This is a genomic window from Chelativorans sp. J32 (assembly GCF_000518985.1).
In the GTDB taxonomy this organism is placed as follows: domain Bacteria; phylum Pseudomonadota; class Alphaproteobacteria; order Rhizobiales; family Rhizobiaceae; genus Chelativorans.
This window is the reverse complement of record NZ_JAEQ01000004.1, coordinates 195298-217153: the sequence shown is the minus strand read 5'-3', so window position 1 is coordinate 217153 and position 21856 is coordinate 195298. Positions and strand designations below refer to the sequence as shown.

The window sequence follows — 21856 nt, the reverse complement described above, 5'->3', positions numbered from 1 at the left end:
GTCCCTACTCGGCCGCCTGTTTGAGTTCGCCGCGTGCGAGCGCGGAGCATTCGGCCATAACGGCTGATGCCCGCGCGATCGGATTGGTGAGGTAGAAATCCGTGACCGTCGAAAGGAAGGGCATCGGATTGAGCTTGCCCGCCAGCGTCGCGAGCGCCAGAACCTGGTCCGCCGCCCCCGGCGCGATCGCATCGAGCGCCGCAAAATGCGGAAATTCGGCATAAAGTTTGGAGCGCAGCTGCTGAAGCGAATCGAAGGGCAGCTTGCGGCCGAGCACATCCGAAAGAGCGCGTAGTATCGCCCAGTCCTCGCGGGCATCGCCGGGGGCGAAGCCAGCCCGGTTGGTCATCTGCACACGGCCTTCGGTGTTCACATAGGTTGCCGATTTCTCTGTATAGGTCGCGCCGGGAAGGATCACATCGGCGCGGTGTGCGCCGGCATCGCCGTGGGTGCCGATATAGACCGTAAAGGCGTCACCGATCCTGCCCATGTCGATCTCGTCGGCTCCAAGCAGGAAGAGCACCTCCATCGTGCCCATCATCCCGGCTACGCTCTTGCCGCCCTTAGCGGGTACGAAACCGAGATCGAGCCCCCCCACGCGGGCAGCCGCCGTGTGGAGGACCGCAAAGCCGTTCCACTCCGGTGTGATTGCCTCGATATCGCGCGCAAGCTTGGCAGCGAGCCCCAAGACGGCAGCCCCATCCGGGCGTGCGAGAGCGCCTTGGCCGACAATGACCATCGGCCGCTTGGCGTTTTTCAGCACGGATAGGAAGCTTCCCCGCCCTTCGGCAAGCTCCGACAGCGTTTCCGGCCCGGTGCCGAGATGCGTGTAATCGTAGCGCAGCTCGCCGCCCTCGCCGATCACGCCAATGGGGAATTCGCCCATGCGCCAACGCTTGCGGATGCGTGCGTTGAGCACCGCCGCCTCGATGCGGGGATTGGAACCAATGATCAGCAGCGCGTCTGCCTGCTCTATGCCTTCGATCGTCGGGTTGAAGATATAGCTGGTCCGGCCCAGCTTGGGGTCGAGCGCCGTGCCGTCCTGGCGGCAGTCGATGTTGGGCGAGCCCAGCGACTGCATCAACAGCTTCAGCGCATACATCTCCTCGACGCTGGCGAGGTCACCAGCGATCGCACCGATCTTCTCAGGTGCTGCCTTTTTCACGGCCTTGGCAATAGCCTCGAAGGCCTCGCCCCAGGTGGCCGGCTGCAGGCGCTTGCCCTTACGTACATAAGGCCGGTCAAGGCGCTGCGTCCTCAAGCCATCCCACACGAAGCGGGTCTTGTCGGAAATCCACTCCTCGTTCACGGCATCGTTCACGACGGGCAGGATACGCATCACTTCGCGGCCCCGCGTATCGACGCGAATGGCCGAGCCCACCGCATCCATGACATCGACGGACTGCGTCTTGCCGAGCTCCCAAGGCCGCGCCTGGAATGCGTATGGCTTCGACGTCAGTGCCCCAACCGGGCAGAGATCGATCACGTTGCCCTGGAGCTCGGACGTCATCGCCCGCTCCAGATAAGTGGTGATCTCCATGTCCTCGCCGCGGCCGGTGGCGCCGAGCTCGGAGATGCCCGCCACTTCGGTCGTGAAGCGAACGCAGCGCGTGCAGTGGATGCAACGCGTCATGATCGTCTTCACCAAGGGGCCGATATACTTATCCTCCACGGCGCGCTTGTTCTCGTGAAAGCGGGAGGAGTCCACGCCATAGGCCATGGCCTGGTCCTGCAGATCGCACTCACCGCCCTGATCGCAGATCGGGCAGTCCAGCGGATGGTTGATGAGCAGGAACTCCATCACGCCTTCGCGCGCTTTCTTCACCATGGGGCTCTTGGTGAATACCTCCGGCAGCTCTCCATTCGGCCCAGGGCGCAGATCGCGCACGCCCATGGCACAGGAGGCCTGCGGCTTGGGCGGACCGCCCTTCACCTCGACGAGACACATGCGGCAATTGCCGGCGACGGAAAGCCGCTCGTGAAAGCAGAAGCGCGGGATCTCCGCCCCCGCCTCCTCGGCAGCCTGCAGCAGCGTGTAGTGATCGGGTACCTCGATCTCCGTGCCGTCGACTTTCAATCTTGCCATTATCGCCGTCCGCTAACTGCTTGCTTCTGAAAGCAAAACCCGTTTCCGCTCTTCCTACTCCGCAGCCACCAGCGCGGGCTCCGCGCGGTGCGCATTGCGGGTGAATTCGTCGATGCGCCGCTCTATCTCCGGCCGGAAATGCCGGATCAAGCCCTGGATCGGCCAGGCCGCGGCATCACCCAGCGCGCAGATCGTGTGGCCTTCCACCTGCTTCGTCACATCGAGCAGCATGTCGATCTCGTGCTTGCGGGCCTCGCCGCGCACCAGCCGCTCCATCACGCGCCACATCCAGCCCGTGCCCTCGCGACAGGGCGTGCACTGGCCGCAGCTCTCGTGCTTGTAGAAGTAGGAAAGCCGCGCGATGGCCTTAACGATATCCGTGGACTTGTCCATGACGATCACCGCCGCGGTGCCGAGGCCGGACTTCAGGTCGCGCAGCGAATCGAAATCCATCGGCGTGTCGATGATCTGCTCGGCCGGCACCAGCGGAACCGACGAGCCGCCTGGGATCACCGCCAGGAGATTGTCCCACCCGCCGCGTATCCCGCCGCAATGGCGCTCGATCAGCTCGCGGAAGGGGATCGACATCTCCTCTTCCACGGTGCAGGGATTGTTGACATGTCCGGAAATGCAGAAAAGCTTGGTGCCTGCGTTGTTCGGCCGGCCAAAGGAGGAGAACCATGCAGCGCCCCGGCGCAGGATCGTCGGCGCCACTGCGATGGATTCCACATTGTTCACCGTTGTCGGGCAGCCATAAAGGCCCATATTCGCCGGGAATGGAGGCTTTAGCCGCGGCTGGCCCTTCTTGCCCTCGAGACTTTCGAGCAGAGCCGTCTCCTCGCCGCAGATATAGGCGCCGGCTCCATGGTGAACGATGACGTCGAAGTCCCAACCATGGATATTGTTCTTGCCGAGAAGGCCGTGCGCGTAGCACTCGTCGATTGCCGCCTGCAGCGCTTCACGCTCGCGGATGAACTCGCCACGCACATAGATATAAGCCGCATGCGCGCCCATCGCGAAACCGGCAATGAGGCAGCCTTCCACGAGCGTATGAGGATCGTGCCGCAGGATGTCTCGATCCTTGCAGGTGCCCGGTTCCGACTCGTCCGCATTGACGACCAGATAGTGCGGCCTCTCGCCAGGTTCCTTCGGCATGAAGGACCATTTGAGGCCGGTCGGAAAGCCAGCACCGCCGCGCCCGCGCAGCCCGGAGGCCTTCATCTCGTTGATGATCCAGTCCCTGCCCTTCTCCAGGATGGCCTTCGTGCCGTCCCAATGGCCGCGCGCCATCGCGCCCTTAAGCGAGCGGTCGAACTGGCCGTATATGTTGGTGAAGATGCGGTCCTTGTCCTGAAGCATCTATCTCTCCTCAGCGCGGCTTCTTGCCGAACACGCGCTCGTACTCGGCCACGCCGCCCTTCGCGAGCGCCTTGGCCTGCTTTACCCAGTCCTCACGCTCGATACGGCCTCTGAATTTCAGATAGCTGTCCACCCATTCACGCTCGGCCTTCTTCCACGAGGCGATTTGCGCATAGGTGTAGATGCCGAGCTCGTGCAGGATGCCTTCGATCCGCGGACCGACGCCGGAAATCATCTTGAGATCGTCCGGCTGCGCCGGCCGCTCGATCCCCTGCGGGCGCGTCATCTTCAAAGGCTTGCCCGCCTGGAGCGCTGCGGCAGGCTCGGGCGATTCCGGCCCCACATCCATTCCGGGCGCGGCCTTCTGCTTCTTAAGTTCCGGGGCGCGCAGGGAGGGTTGCTCTTCGCTGGGCTTTTCGCTGTGACGGCGAGTACGGGAAGCAAACTCAGCTTCCTCTGCCACGCGGTCTGCCTGGACCGGGTTTTCCTTCGGTGCCCCGGCGCTCGCGCGCTCCTCGCCGTTGGAACGCGCCTTGACCGGCGAAGGCGACCTGATCGCGGCATCGGTCTCTACGGCATCCGTTTTGGGCTTGGCAGCGCGCGTGGGCGGCACATCAGCGCCCGTTGCAGCTGCCCTACTCCGCTTGGCGACCTTCTCCTCGCCCTGCGGAAATTTAAGAACGACGCTCTCATCCGTCAGCGACGTGAGACCCGACGCTGGCGCCGATGTGAGACGATCGATTTGCGTCCCCGGCTTGATGGTATCGCCCCTACCGGCCTCGAATGCATCGATGATCTCTTCCAGACGCTCCGGCGTCAGATCCTCGTAGGTGTCTTTGAAGATCATAATCATGGGCGCGTTCACGCAGGCGCCCTGACACTCGACCTCTTCCCAGGAAAGCGTGCCGCCCTCATTGATATGGAAGGGTTCGGGGTGAATCTTCTTCTTGCAGACCTCGATCAGATCGCCGGCCCCCCGCAACATGCAAGGCGTGGTGCCGCAGACCTGCACATGGGCGCGGGTGCCGACCGGTGCCAACTGGAACTGCGTGTAGAAGGTCGCGACCTCCAGCACGCGAATCAGCGGCATGTCGAGCATCCTGGCGACATATTCGATCGCCGGACGGGTCACCCAGCCTTCCTGCTCCTGCGCACGCATGAGAAGCGGGATCACCGCCGACTGCTGGCGGCCCGGAGGATATTTCCGGATGGTATGATGCGCCCAGACCTCGTTCTCCTTGGTGAAGGCAAAGCCCTGGGGCTGGACGGCTTCGTCTGCGAGACGGCGCACTGCCATTATCTGTCTACCTCACCAAACACGATATCGAGGGAGCCGAGCACGGCCGTGACGTCGGCCAGAAGATGGCCGCGGCACATATAGTCCATGGCCTGAAGATGGGCGAACCCCGGCGCCCGCAGCTTGCAGCGGTAAGGCTTGTTGGTGCCGTCGGCGACGAGATAGACGCCGAACTCGCCTTTGGGCGCCTCGACGGCCGCATAAACCTCGCCGGCCGGCACGTGATAGCCTTCCGTGTAGAGCTTGAAATGGTGGATGAGCGCTTCCATCGAACGCTTCATGGCGGCACGCTTTGGCGGAACGATCTTGCCGTCCTGGTTCGAAACGGGTCCGACGCGGTCCTTGCCGAGCAGACGCTCCACGCATTGCCGCATGATCTTGGCCGACTGGCGCATCTCCTCCATGCGGATCAGATAGCGGTCATAGCAGTCGCCGTTCTTGCCGACCGGAATATCGAAATCCATCTCCGGGTAGCACTCGTAGGGCTGGCTCTTGCGCAAGTCCCATGGCGCACCGGAACCGCGCACCATCACGCCCGAGAAACCCCAGGCCCATGCGTCCTCGAGCGAGATCACGCCGATATCGGCGTTGCGCTGCTTGAAGATGCGGTTTTCCGTCAGAAGCTCATCGAGATCATCGACCGTCTTCAGGAACGGGTCGATCCACTTGCCGATATCCTCCACCAGCTTCTCGGGCAAATCCTGGTGGACGCCGCCCGGGCGGAAATAGGCGGCGTGCATGCGCGCACCCGAGGCCCGCTCGTAGAAGACCATCAGCTTCTCGCGCTCTTCGAACCCCCACAATGGCGGGGTGAGCGCGCCGACGTCCATGGCCTGAGTCGTCACGTTCAGCAGGTGGTTCAGGATGCGGCCGATCTCTGAATAAAGCACGCGGATGAGCTGGCCGCGAATGGGCACGTCGATGCCTAAGAGCCGCTCCACCGCGAGCGCGAAGGCGTGCTCCTGGTTCATCGGCGCCACATAGTCGAGGCGGTCGAAATAGGGAATCGCCTGCAGGTAGGTCTTATGCTCGATCAGCTTCTCGGTGCCGCGATGCAAAAGCCCGATATGCGGATCGACACGCTCGACCACCTCGCCATCGAGTTCGAGCACCAGGCGCAAAACGCCGTGCGCAGCCGGATGCTGCGGGCCGAAATTGATATTGAAATTGCGGACCGATGTTTCAGGCACAGGCCACCTTCCCGATCACTGCTTGGCTTTCTCGTCCCCCGGCAGCACGTAATCCGTGCCTTCCCATGGGGAGAGAAAATCGAAATTGCGGAATTCCTGGCGCAGGTTCACCGGCTCGTAGATCACCCGCTTGGCCTCATCGTCGTAGCGGACCTCGACAAAGCCCGTCAGCGGGAAATCCTTGCGCAGGGGATGCCCTTCAAACCCATAGTCCGTGAGGATGCGGCGCAGGTCCGGATGATCCGAAAAGAGCACGCCGTAAAGATCATAGATCTCACGCTCGTACCAATTGGCGGCCGGGAACACCTCCACCGCGGAAGGGATCGGCGTATCCTCGTCTGTCGACACCTTGATCCGGATGCGCTGGTTTTGCCGCGGCGAGAGCAGGTGGTAGACCACTTCGAAGCGCTTCTCGCGCGCCGGATAATCCGCACCGGATATATCGATGAAGGCGAAGAATTGACACTGGACGTCGCTCTTAAGGAACGTCAGCACATCGAGGATGTCGCCCGGCTCGATGAAAAGGGTCAACTCGCCATAGGCCACGATCCAATCTTGAACGCGGCCGTCGAGCTTTTCCTTGATATAGCCAGCAAGGTCCTTCAGCGCTTCTTCACTCATGTCGTTTCCCTAGCGCTCGATGGTGCCGGTGCGGCGGATCTTCTTCTGCAGAAGAAGAATGCCGTAGAGCAGCGCTTCCGCGGTGGGCGGGCAGCCGGGAACATAGATGTCCACCGGAACGATGCGGTCGCAGCCCCGCACCACCGAATAGGAATAGTGGTAGTAGCCGCCGCCATTGGCGCAGGAGCCCATCGAGATGACGTAGCGCGGCTCGGGCATCTGGTCGTAAACCTTGCGCAGCGCCGGGGCCATCTTGTTGGTCAGCGTACCGGCCACGATCATCACGTCGGACTGACGGGGGCTCGCGCGCGGCGCGATACCGAAGCGCTCGGCGTCGTAGCGCGGCATGGAAGTGTGCATCATTTCCACGGCGCAGCAGGCAAGGCCGAAGGTCATCCACATGAGCGAGCCGGTGCGCGCCCAGGTGATCAGCGCCTCCGACGAGGTGACCAAAAAACCCTTGTCGGACAGCTCGTCATTGATGGCGCCGTAGAACGGATCATCCGCCCCGACCGGATTGCCCGTATTGGGGTCTATGATGCCGCGGGGCTTGGGCGCGACAAGGGTGTCGTTCAATCCCATTCCAGCGCTCCCTTCTTCCATTCATAGATGAAGCCGATGGTCAGCACGCCGAGGAAGATCATCATCGACCAGAAACCGAGCCAGCCGATTTCGCCGAAAGACACCGCCCAGGGGAACAGGAAGGCGACCTCGAGATCAAAGATGATGAAGAGGATCGCGACCAGGTAGAAGCGCACATCGAACTTCATGCGAGCGTCATCAAAGGCGTTGAAGCCGCATTCATAAGCCGACAGCTTTTCCGGATCCGGGTTCCTGTAGGCAATGATGAATGGGGTGACGATGAGCACGAGGCAGATTGCCAGCGCCACGCCCATGAAGATGATGACTGGTAGATATGAACTCAAAAGATCGTTCATTTTCCGACTTTCCGTTGCCCGACCAGCAGGCTCCGTACCGGGCACGTGCGACGCCGGCTTATAAGCAGCGCGGCAAGCCCTTGTTGCACCGCGGCGAGGGTTAGCGCAGCCGGTCCGGTGAAGCAAGTCAAACCTTGGCCCAAGTGAGGCCTTCGGTACCGCTGCAGGATTTTCTCAGGAATCCTCGCGCACCCCCGCATGCTGACCATGCCCGGCATTTAGGGAGGCTGAAAACACATTTGAAGTGCGGCGCCGCTGGCCCCGGCGAAAAATGTCAGGAGTCCAACCGCCATTCCACAAACCGGGTGGCGCGGGGGAAGCGGGGGCTCTACCTTCGCCCAAGCCAACAGGACATCCGAGCGAATGAAGCCACGTGAAAAGCTGACGATAAAAGAGGTGCGCCGGATCGCCCTTTGGGCGCAGGGTTTTGCCGACAGGCTGCCGACGGGCACCATAGAGCGGCGGCATCTCTCTCGCGTCCTCGGGCGCACCGGCATGTTCCAGATCGACTCCGTCAACGTGGCAGCGCGCGCGCATTATATGCCGCTCTTTTCCCGCCTCGGCCCCTACCCCGCCGACCTCATCGACCGCGCGGCTGCCCGGAAGCCGCGTGTGCTTTTCGAATACTGGGCGCATGAAGCCTCGCTCCTGCCTGTGGAAACCCAACCGCTCATGCGCTGGCGCATGGAACGTGCGCGGGAAGGCGTCGGCATTTACGGCGGGCTCGCACGCTTCGGCCGCGAGCAGCGGGAGTTCATCGAGCAGGTCTTTGCCGAGGTTGTGGAACGCGGGCCCTTGGCCGCCTCGGATATAGAAGGCCATAAGGGCACATCGGGCTGGTGGCAGTGGAGTGATGCGAAGCGCGCGCTCGAATGGCTTTTCTGGGCCGGTTTCATCACAACCCACTCGCGGCGCGCAAGCTTCGAGAGGCTTTATGACCTGCCCGAACGCGTCCTGCCAAGGTCAGTTCACGAGGCACCCACGCCTTCCCCCGAGAATGCCCAACGCAAGTTGATCGATATTTCCGCCCGGGCGCTGGGCGTTGCGACGGCGAGCGATCTACGTGACTATTTCCGCCTCTCGCCGCAAGATGCCTATCCGCGCATCGAGGAACTGGTCGAGGAAGGCACATTGCTGCCGGTCACCGTCAGCGGCTGGCCGCAGAAGGCCTATATGCATCGGGACGCTCGGTTGCCGCGCAAGATCGAGGCACGGGCGCTCCTCGCTCCCTTCGATCCACTCATCTGGGAGCGCTCGCGCACCGAACGGCTTTTCGACTTCCGCTACCGGATCGAGATCTACACGCCCGCGCACAAGCGGGTTTACGGCTATTACGTGTATCCTTTCCTCCTCGGCGAGAGCATCGTCGCCCGCGTCGATCTCAAGGCCGACCGCCAGAACGGCACGTTGCGCGTTCAAGCTGCCCACGCAGAAACTGGTGCGCCTTCCGAGACCGCGCCGGAGCTTTGGCGCTCGCTCAACGCGATGGCCGAATGGCTGGGACTGGAGAAGGTGGAGGTTTCCCGTAGCGGCAACTTCGCAGCGTCTTTGGCAAAAGCGGGAAATGTCGGCATGCGAGAGCCAGCGCCCGAAGAACAAGCGCTTCAGCCGGAAATGGACGAGGAAGCCTAGCTCGCCTGCGGCTGTTTGCCATCGCCGGAAGGCGCTTGGTCGAGCACCGCGGCCGTTTCCGGGTTACCGGCCCGGCCTGCCCGGCGGGGCTGGGTAAGCGGTGTCGGTACCGGCTGATTGCCGCGGAGAAGCTGCGAACCGGCATAAAGCCCGCCTGCGACTTGCAACTCCAGCCGCTCCGCGTCGCGCCGGCGCACATCCTCCATGATCTCGGCCGTGTCCATCTCCGGAACTCCGAGCTTTCTGAGCGTTGCCTGACCGAAGGCGAAGGCCGATTCGACCGTTTCGCGGATCTGGTAATCCACACCTGCCTTGATGAGACTTAAGGACGTTCCCCGATCGAACGCTCGGGCCAGCACTGGCACAAACGGAAATTCCGCCTTCACCAGTTCGGTGATGCGGATAGCCGTGTCCGGGTCGTTGACGCAGACGAGGACCGCCTGGGCATGTCCGACGCCCGCCGCATGCAAGATGTCGAGGCGCGTGCCGTCGCCATAATACACCTTGAAACCGAAGGTCGCCGCGGCCTGGATCATTTCGACATCCGTATCGATGGTCGAGACGTCAAAGCCGCGCGCTAGCAGCGGTTGGCTAACAATCTGGCCGAAGCGGCCGAAACCGATGATCAGCACATTGCCGGAAAGCCCATCGGGAGCCTCCACGCCTTCCATGGATGGGGCGGGTCGGGGCTGAAGACGACGCGCGACCATGCTGATGAAGGGCGTGAGCACCATCGAAATAATGACCGTCGAGGTGAAGATGGCGTTTGTCGGTGCATCGATGATCCCGACAGAGGCGGCTGCCGAATAGAGTACGAAGGCGAACTCGCCGCCTTGTGCCATCAGCGTGGCGCGTTCCACGGCCTCTTCATGTGTGGTTTTCAGAAGCCTCGCAACGGCATAAATACCCAATCCCTTCAGGATCATGAAGGCCGTGACCGCGAGCACGACCAGCCCGAGATTCCGAGCCACTACGCTCAGGTCGAGGGCCATGCCGACCCCCAGGAAGAAAAGACCGAGGAGGAGGCCTCGGAACGGCTCGATATCGGCCTCCAGCTGATGCCGGAACGAGCTTTCGGAAAGAAGCACGCCGGCAAGGAACGCACCCATCGCCATTGAGAGGCCGCCGAGTTGCATGGCGAGCGCGGCGCCAAGCACCACCAGCAATGCAGCGCCCGTCATCACCTCGCGGGCGCCGGCCTGGGCCAGGATGCCAAACATGGGATTGAGGAGAAAGCGCCCGGTCAGAACGAGGGCGCCAAGCACGCCGAGCGCAATTGCGATCTGCACAAGGCCCGAGCCGCCATCGGCGGATACCTGCCCGGGCGCGATGAAGGCGACAAAGGCAAGCAATGGCACGATCGCCATGTCCTCGAGCAGCAGGATCGCAACGATGCGCTGGCCCCTCGGCGTCGAAAGCTCTCCGCGCTCGTTGAGGATCTGGAACACGATTGCCGTCGAAGTTAGCACGAAGCCCATGCCGAACACGAAGGCGGCAGCGGCCGAATAGCCGAATGCGATGCCGGCACCGGTAAGCAGCACGCCGCAGGCGACGACCTGGAGCACCCCCAGGCCGAGGATCTCCCGCCTGAGGCTCCACAGGCGAGAAGGCTGCATCTCCAGCCCGATAATAAAAAGGAACATCACCACGCCGAGCTCGGCGACGCTGATGATGGAACCGGCGTCGGTGAACAGCCCGAGCCCGAACGGCCCGATCACGAGCCCGGCCGCCAGATAGCCGAGCACGGAATCGAGCCCGAAACGCTTGAAGAGCGGTACGGCCACCACGCCTGCCGTGAGCAGCACCACCACCGGAACGAGGTCAACCCCGTGTGCCGCTTCACCCGCCATGGATCGTTCCTCTTGCTTGAGGGATGCTGCCTTGTTTTAAGGCCTCACGGCCTTCCTGAAAACGGAGAAACGAGCGCGGCCTTCAGGCGAATTCCATGATGACGGCGTCGACGGCCAGGCTGTCGCCGGGTCCGGCGTTGATCGCCGCGATGGTGCAATCGCGTTCGGCGCGCAGCACATTTTCCATCTTCATGGCCTCGACCACGGCAAGCACCTCTCCCGCCTTCACCTCTTGCCCCTCCTTTACCGCAATGGAGACCACGAGGCCCGGCATGGGGCAAAGCAGCTTCTTGGATGTATCCGGCGTCGCGCGTTCCGGCATGAGCCGGTCAAGTTCGGCGACGCGCGGCGTCATCATTTTCGCCACGGAGGCCACACCCTGCCAGGAAAGCTCATAACCGTTCAGCACCGGACGAACCTGCACTGCGATTTCCCTTCGGCCGATGCGGCCTTCCCAGATCGGCTCACCCGGACGCCATGAAGAAGTGAGCGTGACAGGAGGGGCGCCCTCGATCGAGACGTCCAGTTCGGCCGGAATGGAGATCATTCCTTCCACCAGCGAGACCGGTACATAATCCTGATCGAGTTTTACCACCCAGTCACGCCGGAGATCGCCTGAATGCGGTCCCAGCCGTCCGGGCAAGCGGTCGAGCCGGTCGCGTCGGATCAGCTCGATGGCGAGCGCCACGGCGCAGAACACGGCGCGCTCGGTTTTCCCGGCCCGCGGGATCGAAAACCCCTCGGGATATTCCTCCGCGATGAAGGCCGTCGATAGCCGTCCTTCGCGCCAGCGAGGGTGGCGCATGAGCGCCGCGAGAAAAGGGATATTGTGTGCGATTCCATCGATAACGAACCGGTCGAGCGCCGCGGCCATCGCATCGATTGCGCCTGGGCGGTCCGGCGCGTGGGCGCAGAGCTTGGCGATCATCGGGTCATAAAACATCGAGATCTCCGACCCTTCGGCCACGCCGGTGTCGTTACGCACCACAATGCTGCCGTATCGGCCTTCCGCCGGCGGGCGGTAACGCGCAAGCCGGCCGATCGAGGGAAGGAAGTTGCGGGTCGGGTCCTCGGCATAAAGCCGGCTCTCGATCGCCCACCCTTCGAGCTTCACCTCTTCCTGGGTGATTTGCAGTCTTTCACCTGCCGCAATGCGAATCATCTGCTCGACGAGATCGATGCCGGTCACGAGCTCCGTCACCGGATGCTCCACCTGCAGCCTTGTGTTCATTTCCAGGAAATAGAAATTCCGATTGCGATCGACGATGAACTCCACCGTACCCGCGCTCTGGTAGTCCACAGCCTTGGCGAGCGCCACGGCCTGCGAACCCATGGCCTGACGCGTCGCCTCATCGAGGAAGGGTGACGGCGCCTCTTCAACGACCTTCTGGTTGCGTCGCTGGATCGAGCATTCGCGCTCGCCCAGATGGATGAAGTTGCCGAAGGCATCCGCCAGCACCTGGATTTCGATATGGCGCGGCTCCTCTATGAACTTCTCGATGAAGATGCGGTCGTCGCCGAAGGACGAGGCAGCCTCCGAGCGCGACCGCTCGAATCCCTCGCGGGCCTCCACGTCGTTTCCCGCGACGCGCATGCCTTTGCCGCCACCCCCGGCTGACGCCTTGATCATCACCGGATAGCCGATCTCGGCGGCGATCCTTGCCGCGTGCGCGGCATCTTTGATCAGGCCCATGAAACCGGGCACGGTGGACACGCCCGCCTGGGCCGCGATCTTCTTCGAGGTGATCTTATCGCCCATCGCGCGGATCGCCTTGGGCTTCGGACCAATGAAGACGATCCCCTCCGCCTCCAGTCTCTCACAGAAATCCGCGTTCTCCGAAAGAAAGCCATAACCCGGATGCACGGCCTCGGCGCCGGTCTCTTTGCAGGCGGCAATGATCCTGTCCGCCACGAGGTAGCTCTGGCTCGCAGGCGCCGGTCCGATCGCCACCGCCTCATCGGCCATCTCCACATGCACCGCGTCCGCATCAGCCTCCGAATAGATGGCGACCGTTGCGATCCCCATCCGGCGGGCGGTCTTGATCACCCGGCAGGCGATCTCGCCACGATTGGCAATGAGTATCTTCTTGAACATGCGGAGTTTCCCCTCCCGGACAATCCTTTCTATGGTTTCACAACACAGTCCTCAAGCGGGTGCGTTCGGTCGCACAATCGCCGTCGCTATTTCATTCGCGGCGCTCGCACCGTACATGGGGTCGATTCGATCCGTTCGGCTGCCCGGCAGGAGAACACGCGTGCCCACAATCTATGTCGATGCCGATGCCTGCCCCGTTAAAGAAGAGGTCACGCGCGTTGCCGCGCGCCACGGCTTGCCTGTCGTCTTTGTCTCGAATGGTGGACTGCGTCCCTCCCGAGATCCGATGATTCGCCATGTCGTGGTTCCCGGAAAGGCCGACGCGGCCGATGATTGGATCGTTGAAAATGCGTCTGCCGGCGATATCGCGGTCACCGCCGATGTTCCTCTCGCCGCAAGACTGGTCGAGAAGCACCTGCAGGTGCTTGGGCCGACAGGACGTTCCTTTACCCGAGAAAGCATTGGCATGGACGTCGCCATGCGGAACCTGAAGCAGGATCTGCGGGAGGCGGGTGAGATCAAGGGCTACAATCCCGGTTTCACCGCCAAGGATCGCAGCGCTTTTCTCCAGGCATTGGAAGCAGCGGCTCGCCGCGCCTTACGCCAAAGCTGAGGCATAAGGATCCCCCACAAAGAAGTGTTCCGACATTGCATGCAGGCAGGTGACAAAGCGATGCGGCTGCGCTAGGTATCGCCACGTCGCAGGAGAAATCCTGCCTGTCCGTGGGAGAGAGCAGCGACGCTGCCGCCGAAGGGGAAATCGCCCGAAATCTCTCAGGCAAAAGAACCGCGGACGGGTTAGACGCTCTGGAAAGTCGGGGATATTCCCCGCGCCGAAGGTGTAAGCGCTGCCGATAGGTCCGGTGCGCGAGTCTCTCAGGCTTCCGACAGAGGGGCACGGATGCGTTGCGCAAGCAGCGTCGGTGCAGCTTTGGAGGCCTGATGAGCGACCTGAAACATCTTCCACTCGAATCCCTGCATGAGGAAGCGGGCGCGCGCTTCGGCGCCTTCGCTGGCTGGCGCATGCCGCTTACCTATCCCGCAGGCGTGATGAAGGAGCATCTTCATACCCGGCAAGAGGCGGGCCTTTTCGATATCTCCCACATGCAGCTTTTTGCGATGGAAGGAAAAGATGCCGCCGCCTTCCTTTCCCGCGCTTGTCCGTTGGATGCGGCTGCGTTGCAGCCGGGCACGTCGAAATACACGATCCTCCTCAATGAGAATGCCGGCATCATCGACGATCTGATCGTCACCCGGCTCGGCCCGGACCGCTTCATGGTGGTGGCCAATGCCGGGAATGCCGCAAAGGATGAGGCTCATTTCCGCGCCATCGCAGGTGACTTCGATGTGGCGATCGAGGCTCTGGATCGCGTCCTTCTCGCCTTGCAAGGCCCGGAGGCAGAAAGCGTGCTGGTCGGCGCAGGCCTGGACCTTACCGACCTCACCTTCATGACCGCCGCGGAACCACGCGAAAACTGGTTCGCGGCGCGCTCCGGCTACACCGGCGAAGATGGATTCGAAATCGCGCTGCCTCCAGAGGAAGCGCGGAATTTTGCCGAGAAGCTTCTTGCGGACGACCGTGTCATGTGGATCGGCCTTGCTGCGCGCGACAGTCTTCGGCTGGAAGCTGGGCTTTGTTTGCACGGTCAGGACCTGGACGAGGACACCGACCCGGTAAGCGCAGCCATCCTTTGGGCCATTCCGAAGAAGCTGCGCGAAGCCGGAGACTTCGTCGGAGCGGACGCGTTGCGACGCATCATCGCCGAAGGTCCCCGCCACGTGCGCGTCGGCCTCAAGCCGGAAGGGCGCCAGCCTATCCGCGCCGGCGCCAAGCTCCTGAACGAAAAGGGCGAAATTGTAGGCCAGGTAACATCCGGCGGCTTCGGCCCGTCCGCCGGTTATCCCATCGCCATGGGCTATGTCGCCCCCGCCTACCGCGAGTCCGGCACGATGCTCGAGGCGCAGGTTCGCGAAAACCGGCTGCCGGTCGCCATTTACGCCCTTCCCTTCACGCCCCATCGCTACCGCAAAGGATAACAAGATGAGCAAGACCTATTTCACGTCCGACCACGAATGGCTCCGTGTTGAGGACGGCACGGCGACCGTGGGCATCACCGACTACGCCCAGGAACAGCTTGGTGACCTGGTGTTTGTCGAATTGCCGGAAGTGGGCAAGGCCCTCAAAAAAGGCGACACCGCCGTGGTCGTCGAATCCGTCAAGGCGGCCTCCGATGTCTACGCTCCTGTCGACGGTGAAGTGACGGAGGTGAACCAGGCGCTTTCCAGCGAGCCTGCCCTCGTCAACAGCTCAGCGATGGGTGACGGCTGGCTATGGAAGATGAAGCTTGCCGACGAAAGCGAGCTCGAAGGCCTGATGGACGAAGCCGCCTATAAGGCGAGCATCGCCTAGCCCCATATAGAAGAAATGGAGCAGATCGCCCTTATCTCCCGGTTCCCCATGAGGCGCATCTGCGAATAGGAAACATCTCATGACGTCTTCTACCGCCCCCTTTTCCGCCCGCCATATCGGCCCCCGTGCCGATGAAACCAAGGCGATGCTCGCATCGCTGGGGCTGCCCTCGCTGGAGACGCTGATCAGCCAGGCCGTGCCGAACTCGATTCGACTTGACCGCGCGCTCGACCTGCCGCCGCCGGCGAGCGAGGCCGAGGCGCTTGCCGAGCTGCAAGCGCATATGCGGGACAACAAGGTTCTGAAGAGCTTCATCGGCGCAGGCTATCATGGCTGCCACGTGCCGCCGGTCATCCAGCGCAATCTCTTTGAGAACCCGGCCTGGTACACGGCCTATACGCCGTACCAATCGGAGATCAGCCAGGGACGTCTGGAGATGCTCTTTCATTTCCAGACGCTGGTGACGGAATTGACGGGCCTTCCCGTCGCCTCCGCCTCCCTGTTGGACGAAGCCACTGCTGCGGCGGAGGCTGTCGGGATTGCCTGGCGCCACCATCGCAGCAGCCGCAACAGGCTGGTGATTGCGGGTGCCTTGAACCCGCAAACCCAGGATGTGGTGAAGACGCGTGCCGAGCCGCTCGGGATCGAGATCGCCGCCAATGGCCAGCTCGACAGCGATACGTTCGCTCTCGTCATTCCATGGGCGGACACCTATGGCGTCTATCATGATCATTCCGCCCTCATCCGCGAGGCGAAGACAAAGGACATCATCGTCATCTTCGTGGCCGATCCGCTGGGACTGCTCCTTAGCGAAACGCCGGCAAGCCTTGGCGCGGAGATCGCGGTGGGTTCGATGCAGCGTTTCGGTGTTCCCATGGGATTCGGCGGGCCACATGCTGCCTATTGCGCCGTCTCGGATCGGCTCACGCGCCTCATGCCGGGCCGTCTCGTCGGCCAATCCGTGGATGCCCATGGCCGTCCCGGTTACCGCCTCGCCCTGCAAACGCGCGAGCAGCATATCCGCCGCGATAAGGCGACTTCCAATATCTGCACCGCGCAGGCGCTGCTCGCCAATATGGCAGCAGCCTACGCCGTCTGGCACGGACCCGAGGGGCTGAAGGCCATCGCTACGCATGTTCACGGGCTTGCCGCCCGCCTCCATGCCGGGCTCAAAGCCGCCGGACTGAAGCTCGCAGGTGAGAAGATCTTCGACACGATCACGGTCAGTGTTCCGGGCAGGACCGAAGCCATCGCGGCGGAAGCCGAGAAGTCGGGTCGGCTGCTTCGCGTCATCGACGCGGATCGCATCGGCGTCGCCTTCGACGAGACCTCCACAGAAGCGGATCTTCAGGCGATCGCCTCCCTCTTCGGCATTTCCGTCCCATCCGAAGCTGCCACGCTCGCGGCGGCTGCGCCCCGCGGCCAACATTTCCTCACCCAGCCCGTGTTCCACGAACATCGTTCGGAAACGGAGATGATGCGCTTCCTGCGCAGGCTGGCCGACAAGGATCTGGCGCTCGACCGGGCCATGATCCCGCTCGGCTCCTGCACCATGAAGCTCAATGCGGCGGCGGAAATGATGCCGGTGAGCTGGCCCGAGGTGAACGGGCTACACCCCTTCGCGCCCGAGGAGCACACGGTGGGCTTCCGCCGCATGATCCACGAACTTGAGGGTTGGCTGGCGGAAATCACCGGCTTCCACGCCGTCTCGCTGCAGCCCAATGCGGGCAGTCAGGGCGAGTATGCCGGGCTGCTCGCCATCCGCCGCTATTTCCGCGAGCGTGGCGAAGGCCATCGCGATGTCTGCCTCATTCCTTCGTCAGCTCACGGCACCAATCCCGCCTCCGCCGCGATGGCGGGCATGAGGGTCGTGGTTGTCCGTTGCACGGATGATGGCGATATCGATGTGGAGGACCTCAAGGCGAAGGCCGCCGAGCATGCGACGCGGCTTGCCGCCCTGATGATCACCTATCCCTCTACCCATGGCGTGTTCGAGGAGGGTGTGCGCGACATGTGCGCGGTCATTCATGAGCATGGCGGGCAGGTCTATCTCGACGGAGCGAACCTGAACGCGCTGGTGGGCCTCGCGCGGCCCGGCGATCTGGGTGCCGACGTCTGCCACATGAACCTGCACAAGACGTTCTGCATTCCCCATGGCGGCGGAGGCCCCGGTATCGGCCCGATCGGCGTGAAGGAGCACCTGAAACCGTTCCTGCCCGGCCATGTGGAGCTCGGGTCCGGCGATGCGGTTGCGGCAGCCCCCTTCGGCAGCGCCTCGATCCTGCCCATCACCTGGATGTATATCCGCATGATGGGCGCCGCCGGCCTGAAACGTGCGACCGAGATGGCGATCCTCAACGCCAACTACATCGCCGAGCGGCTCAAGGCTCACTATCCGGTGCTCTACAAGGGCCGCAACGGGCGCGTCGCGCATGAATGCATCCTGGACACCCGCGTTCTCAAAGATCGCGCAGGGATCACGGTGGAAGACATTGCGAAGCGCCTCATCGACTACGGTTTCCATGCCCCCACCATGTCCTGGCCTGTGGCCGGGACACTCATGGTGGAACCAACGGAATCGGAGCCTAAGGGCGAGATAGACCGCTTCTGCGACGCGATGATCTCCATCGCCGAGGAAGCCCGGCGCGTGGAGAGGGGCGAGTGGCCGAAGGACGACAATCCGCTCGTCAACGCTCCCCATACGGCGGCTGAGTTAACGGCGGAAAATTGGACGCATCCCTATACCCGCACGGACGCAGCCTTCCCCTCGGGCAGCATGGACTGGGCAGCAAAATACTGGCCGCCGGTCTCCCGGGTCGACAATGTCGCCGGCGACCGTAACCTTGTCTGCGCCTGCCCACCCATCGAAGCGCTCGCCAGCTGATCGCCACCCGAAAGGTTAACAAATGCGGTGCACTCCGTTAAGGAATGCGCCGCATTATCGGGTTGGCTAACGGCGGTTCTTCCGATAAGAGCCGTTCACAACTACCGAACGGAACCGGAACGGGCCTTCGCTTTGCCATGAAATCCATGGCAAACTCGATGTGATTCGTGGGCGCGCATGGGGAAGAAGACTTTCGATGGACGATAGCAACGACCTCTTTGGAACGCTTGGCTCCTCCAGCGCTGAGCGGATCAAGCAGCCGGATCCCATCGCGGCGAGCAAGCCGCAGCGCGCCCCTTCCCAGGCGCGTGACGGGAGCGACAGCTACAGCGCGGCGGACATTGAGGTTCTGGAGGGCCTGGAGCCGGTGCGACGGCGCCCCGGCATGTATATTGGCGGCACGGACGACAAGGCCCTGCATCATCTCTTCGCCGAGGTGATCGACAACTCCATGGACGAAGCCGTGGCCGGCCACGCGACCTTCATCGAGGTCGATCTTTCCGAGGACGGCTTCCTCACGGTCACTGACAATGGCCGCGGCATTCCGATCGATCCGCACCCCAAGTTCAAGAACAAGTCCGCCCTTGAAGTGATCATGACGACGCTCCATTCGGGCGGCAAATTCGATTCCAAGGTCTACGAAACCTCGGGCGGCCTGCACGGCGTCGGCGTTTCGGTCGTCAACGCCTTGTCGGAATCGCTCGAAGTGGAGGTGGCGCGCGGGCGCCAGCTGTACCGCCAGCGTTTTTCGCGCGGGCACCCGCTGGGGCCGCTTGAAAATGTGGGGGAGGTTCACAACCGCCGCGGCACGCGCACGCGCTTTAAGCCCGACCCGCAGATTTTCGGCGCCGACGCCAAATTTGAGCCCGCCCGCCTCTACCGGATGACGCGCTCCAAGGCCTATCTCTTCGGCGGCGTCGAGATTCGCTGGAATTGTGCCCCCTCGCTCATCAAGGAAAAGGACGAGACCCCCGAAAAAGCTGTCTTCCATTTCCCGGGTGGCCTCAAAGATTACCTCGCCGCGAGCATCGACGGCGAGTTCCAGGTCACGAAGGAAGTTTTCGCCGGCAAGAGCGAGAAACAAGGCGGCCATGGTGCCGTGGAATGGGCGGTCACCTGGTATGGCGGCGACGCCTTCCTCAACTCCTACTGCAATACGATTCCAACGCCTGAGGGCGGCACTCATGAACAGGGCTTCCGTAACGCGCTTCTGAGGGGCCTGCGCGGCTATGCCGATCTTACCGGCAACAAGCGCGCCTCCATCGTCACAGCCGAGGATGTGATGATCTCGGCCGCCGGCATGCTCTCGGTCTTCGTGCGCGAACCGGAATTCGTCGGCCAGACGAAGGACAAGCTCGCCACCGCCGCTGCCATGCGGATCGTCGAGAACGCGGTCCGCGACCCGTTCGACCATTGGCTCGCCGACAATCCGGCCGAGGCCTCGAAGCTGCTGGACTGGGTGATCGCGCGCGCAGACGAGCGCTTAAAGCGCCGGCAGGAAAAAGAGGTGAGCCGCAAGTCCGCGGTGCGCAAGCTGCGCCTGCCCGGCAAACTCGCAGACTGCACGGTGGGCGCTGCAGCCGGTGCCGAGATCTTCATCGTCGAGGGAGATTCCGCCGGTGGCTCGGCCAAGCAGGCACGCGATCGCGCCACCCAGGCCGTCCTTCCCTTGCGCGGCAAGATCCTTAACGTCGCCAGCGCCGGATCGGGCAAGCTTGCCGCCAATCAGACGATCACCGACCTCATCCAGGCGCTCGGTTGCGGCACGCGTTCCAAATACCGGGAAGACGACCTACGCTACGAGCGCGTGATCATCATGACGGACGCCGACGTCGACGGCGCGCATATCGCTTCGCTGCTCATCACCTTCTTTTATCAGGAGATGCCGCAGCTCATCACGAACGGCCATCTCTTTCTGGCCGTGCCGCCCCTTTACCGCATCAGCCAGGGCGGCAAGACCATGTATGCCCGTGATGACGCGCATAAGGACGAACTCCTGCGAACGGAATTCACCGGCAGGGGCAAGGTCGAGATCGGCCGCTTCAAGGGCCTTGGCGAAATGATGCCGGCTCAGCTTAAGGAAACGACCATGGACCCGAAACATCGCACGCTTCTTCGCGTGGAGGTCCTTGATAGTCCTGAGGCCACCAACAGCGCAGTCGATGCCCTGATGGGAACGAAACCCGAGGCCCGTTTCCGCTTCATCCAGGAAAATGCGGAGTTCGTCGAAGATCTGGATATCTAGGGGGGGCGGTCGGGGTCAAAAACCGATAGCCAAGCGCCTGCACTGCTCTCCGAGGCCATCCCGTTCTTTATTGGCCCAGCGTCACGCCGCCACCAGCGTCAGAGCCTGCTGACGCGCGTTCTGCCGCATCGCATCGAGGTGGATACGGCGCAGCAGAGTGGTGAGCGCGGTACCGGTCGGGTCTTCCAGGGTTTTCGGATTGCCCTCCAGGGCTTTCAGCATGTGCCAGGAAGCCTCTTGAGGCCCTGCCGCGCGTTTTCCGTTTGCGACTTGGCGCCAGATCTTCAGCGCTGCAAGAATCGGCGCATGGGTAACCGGCTTGAGGCCGGCTTTGACGAGCAGTCCTGTCACGGCCCCGTCCCTTCCGCGCGAGAGGACCGAGCGCACGCGTGACTCGCTCAGGCCTGTAAGGGCTACGAGCGCCACCCCGAAAAAGTCGATCTTGCCGTAAGTCACAGCCCGTACGAGGAACCCGGATGTAAGATCTCCGCGCAGCCGCAGATGCTCCACCAGGGCTGCATGCTCCCGGGGCTCGGTGGCATCGATCAGGGTCAGCGATGCTTTCACGCAGGCCTCTCGCGTCAGTTTTTCCGCGCGTTCGGAACCCATGAGCGCCTGTACAAAACGGGCTGAGGAAAGAGCCTCTCCCACCTGAACGAGCAGAAGATGACGGCAGTCGGAAGGCAAGCGGCGGTCCGATGCAAGCGCGGCGCGAACGGCGGCGTGCGTGCCGTGCCGTTCGATCATGCGACGGAAGCTCAGCGCCGCGATCTGCGCGCCGCCGTTGCGCAGAAGCGCAAGGCAGGCCTTGGCCTCTCCCACTTCGGCTACCGCCGCCGAGAGCGCCATCGAGACCCAGGGTCGGGAGGCGATCAAAACCTGGATCCGCACCTCGCCCGTTGCCACCCAGTCGATAAGATCGATATCGGTAAGGAGAGGCGAGCGGACAAGCACGGGTGCGGCGACTTCAGGCTGATCGTTCGCAAGCGCGGCGATTACCTGTGGCGGGGCTACGTGACTGAGCGATAGAGCCTCTGCCAGGGCCAGCCGGACCTGGGGCGAAGGATCTTCCGCCAGAAGCGTCAATGCGGCTTCCGCAGCCGCGCGTTCCTCGAAGGGAAATTTTCTATGAAGATAGGCCCGCGCCAAGGCCGCCGCCGCAGGCGCGCGCTGTGACACCTTTGCCGTTGCGATCCAACGGAGGAAATATTGGATGACAGACACTACCGGTCTCCCCCTGAAGGCGCCA

Annotated in this window: 16 protein-coding genes and 1 riboswitch; of the genes, 6 read left to right on the top strand and 10 right to left on the bottom strand. The window is 62.8% G+C overall.

What is annotated here, in order from left to right:
- Positions 1 to 4: 4 nt before the first annotated feature.
- The 7 genes from nuoG to CHEJ32_RS0108315 are packed head-to-tail and all read right to left on the bottom strand — an operon-like array spanning position 5 to position 7491.
- Positions 5 to 2086, bottom strand: coding sequence for an NADH-quinone oxidoreductase subunit NuoG (nuoG, locus tag CHEJ32_RS0108345; protein ID WP_028033465.1), 2082 nt, complete (start codon positions 2084 to 2086; stop codon positions 5 to 7).
- Between the two features lie 54 nt (positions 2087 to 2140).
- On the bottom strand, positions 2141 to 3445 hold the full coding sequence (nuoF, locus tag CHEJ32_RS0108340; RefSeq protein WP_028033464.1) for an NADH-quinone oxidoreductase subunit NuoF: 1305 nt from the start codon (positions 3443 to 3445) through the stop codon (positions 2141 to 2143).
- Positions 3446 to 3455: 10 nt separating this feature from the next.
- Complete coding sequence (locus CHEJ32_RS0108335) at positions 3456 to 4742, bottom strand: NADH-quinone oxidoreductase subunit E (protein WP_028033463.1); 1287 nt, start codon at positions 4740 to 4742, stop codon at positions 3456 to 3458.
- Positions 4742 to 5932, bottom strand: a complete 1191-nt coding sequence (locus CHEJ32_RS0108330; RefSeq protein WP_028033462.1) for an NADH-quinone oxidoreductase subunit D — start codon at positions 5930 to 5932, stop codon at positions 4742 to 4744. Before CHEJ32_RS0108330 ends, CHEJ32_RS0108335 begins: the two co-directional genes overlap by 1 nt.
- A gap of 15 nt (positions 5933 to 5947) precedes the next feature.
- Positions 5948 to 6553 carry an NADH-quinone oxidoreductase subunit C gene (locus CHEJ32_RS0108325; RefSeq protein ID WP_028033461.1) on the bottom strand — a complete coding sequence of 202 codons (606 nt, stop codon included), beginning with the start codon at positions 6551 to 6553 and terminating at the stop codon, positions 5948 to 5950.
- A gap of 9 nt (positions 6554 to 6562) precedes the next feature.
- Positions 6563 to 7135, bottom strand: a complete 573-nt coding sequence (locus CHEJ32_RS0108320; RefSeq protein WP_028033460.1) for an NADH-quinone oxidoreductase subunit B family protein — start codon at positions 7133 to 7135, stop codon at positions 6563 to 6565.
- On the bottom strand, positions 7126 to 7491 hold the full coding sequence (locus tag CHEJ32_RS0108315; RefSeq protein WP_028033459.1) for an NADH-quinone oxidoreductase subunit A: 366 nt from the start codon (positions 7489 to 7491) through the stop codon (positions 7126 to 7128). Before CHEJ32_RS0108315 ends, CHEJ32_RS0108320 begins: the two co-directional genes overlap by 10 nt.
- 363 nt (positions 7492 to 7854) lie before the next feature.
- Between CHEJ32_RS0108315 and CHEJ32_RS24225 the strand changes: the two genes are divergently transcribed.
- Complete coding sequence (locus CHEJ32_RS24225) at positions 7855 to 9123, top strand: winged helix-turn-helix domain-containing protein (RefSeq protein WP_051469549.1); 1269 nt, start codon at positions 7855 to 7857, stop codon at positions 9121 to 9123.
- On the opposite strand, the gene CHEJ32_RS0108305 is transcribed toward CHEJ32_RS24225, so the two are convergent.
- Positions 9120 to 10973 (bottom strand): monovalent cation:proton antiporter-2 (CPA2) family protein, encoded by a 1854-nt coding sequence (locus tag CHEJ32_RS0108305; protein WP_028033458.1) that lies wholly within the window; start codon positions 10971 to 10973, stop codon positions 9120 to 9122. The two genes, CHEJ32_RS24225 and CHEJ32_RS0108305, sit on opposite strands and share 4 nt — an antisense overlap.
- A gap of 82 nt (positions 10974 to 11055) precedes the next feature.
- The gene (locus CHEJ32_RS0108300) at positions 11056 to 13068 is read right to left on the bottom strand and encodes an acetyl/propionyl/methylcrotonyl-CoA carboxylase subunit alpha (protein ID WP_028033457.1); all 2013 of its coding nucleotides are present in this window, start codon (positions 13066 to 13068) and stop codon (positions 11056 to 11058) included.
- Between the two features lie 115 nt (positions 13069 to 13183).
- Here CHEJ32_RS0108300 and CHEJ32_RS0108295 point away from each other — a divergent pair, with 115 nt between their 5' ends.
- The 5 genes from CHEJ32_RS0108295 (at position 13184) to parE (ending at position 20607) form a co-directional block, all read left to right on the top strand.
- Entirely contained in the window at positions 13184 to 13681 is a 498-nt protein-coding gene (locus CHEJ32_RS0108295) for a YaiI/YqxD family protein (protein ID WP_051469548.1), read from the top strand.
- A gap of 101 nt (positions 13682 to 13782) precedes the next feature.
- Positions 13783 to 13868: riboswitch (glycine riboswitch) on the top strand.
- 142 nt (positions 13869 to 14010) lie between these two features.
- Positions 14011 to 15105 (top strand): glycine cleavage system aminomethyltransferase GcvT, encoded by a 1095-nt coding sequence (gene gcvT / locus CHEJ32_RS0108290; protein WP_028033455.1) that lies wholly within the window; start codon positions 14011 to 14013, stop codon positions 15103 to 15105.
- Between the two features lie 4 nt (positions 15106 to 15109).
- Positions 15110 to 15478 (top strand): glycine cleavage system protein GcvH, encoded by a 369-nt coding sequence (gene gcvH, locus CHEJ32_RS0108285; RefSeq protein ID WP_028033454.1) that lies wholly within the window; start codon positions 15110 to 15112, stop codon positions 15476 to 15478.
- Positions 15479 to 15557: 79 nt separating this feature from the next.
- On the top strand, positions 15558 to 18362 hold the full coding sequence (gene gcvP / locus CHEJ32_RS0108280) for an aminomethyl-transferring glycine dehydrogenase (RefSeq protein WP_028033453.1): 2805 nt from the start codon (positions 15558 to 15560) through the stop codon (positions 18360 to 18362).
- Between the two features lie 196 nt (positions 18363 to 18558).
- Entirely contained in the window at positions 18559 to 20607 is a 2049-nt protein-coding gene (gene parE, locus CHEJ32_RS0108275) for a DNA topoisomerase IV subunit B (protein ID WP_028033452.1), read from the top strand.
- 81 nt (positions 20608 to 20688) lie between these two features.
- Here parE and CHEJ32_RS0108270 read toward each other — a convergent pair whose 3' ends face one another.
- Positions 20689 to 21831 carry a DUF2336 domain-containing protein gene (locus CHEJ32_RS0108270; protein WP_028033451.1) on the bottom strand — a complete coding sequence of 381 codons (1143 nt, stop codon included), beginning with the start codon at positions 21829 to 21831 and terminating at the stop codon, positions 20689 to 20691.
- Between the last annotated feature and the right edge of the window lie 25 nt (positions 21832 to 21856).

Excerpts from the sequence above, each read along its gene's own strand:
- nuoG (WP_028033465.1), bottom strand. The coding sequence starts at position 2,086 with ATGGCAAGATTGAAAGTCGACGGCACGGAGATCGAGGTACCCGATCAC.
- nuoF (WP_028033464.1), bottom strand. The coding sequence starts at position 3,445 with ATGCTTCAGGACAAGGACCGCATCTTCACCAACATATACGGCCAGTTC.
- CHEJ32_RS0108335 (WP_028033463.1), bottom strand. The coding sequence starts at position 4,742 with ATGGCAGTGCGCCGTCTCGCAGACGAAGCCGTCCAGCCCCAGGGCTTT.
- CHEJ32_RS0108325 (WP_028033461.1), bottom strand. The coding sequence starts at position 6,553 with ATGAGTGAAGAAGCGCTGAAGGACCTTGCTGGCTATATCAAGGAAAAG.
- CHEJ32_RS0108320 (WP_028033460.1), bottom strand. The coding sequence starts at position 7,135 with ATGGGATTGAACGACACCCTTGTCGCGCCCAAGCCCCGCGGCATCATA.
- CHEJ32_RS0108315 (WP_028033459.1), bottom strand. The coding sequence starts at position 7,491 with ATGAACGATCTTTTGAGTTCATATCTACCAGTCATCATCTTCATGGGC.
- CHEJ32_RS24225 (WP_051469549.1), top strand. The coding sequence starts at position 7,855 with ATGAAGCCACGTGAAAAGCTGACGATAAAAGAGGTGCGCCGGATCGCC.
- CHEJ32_RS0108305 (WP_028033458.1), bottom strand. The coding sequence starts at position 10,973 with ATGGCGGGTGAAGCGGCACACGGGGTTGACCTCGTTCCGGTGGTGGTG.
- CHEJ32_RS0108300 (WP_028033457.1), bottom strand. The coding sequence starts at position 13,068 with ATGTTCAAGAAGATACTCATTGCCAATCGTGGCGAGATCGCCTGCCGG.
- CHEJ32_RS0108295 (WP_051469548.1), top strand. The coding sequence starts at position 13,184 with ATGGGGTCGATTCGATCCGTTCGGCTGCCCGGCAGGAGAACACGCGTG.
- gcvT (WP_028033455.1), top strand. The coding sequence starts at position 14,011 with ATGAGCGACCTGAAACATCTTCCACTCGAATCCCTGCATGAGGAAGCG.
- gcvH (WP_028033454.1), top strand. The coding sequence starts at position 15,110 with ATGAGCAAGACCTATTTCACGTCCGACCACGAATGGCTCCGTGTTGAG.
- gcvP (WP_028033453.1), top strand. The coding sequence starts at position 15,558 with ATGACGTCTTCTACCGCCCCCTTTTCCGCCCGCCATATCGGCCCCCGT.
- parE (WP_028033452.1), top strand. The coding sequence starts at position 18,559 with ATGGACGATAGCAACGACCTCTTTGGAACGCTTGGCTCCTCCAGCGCT.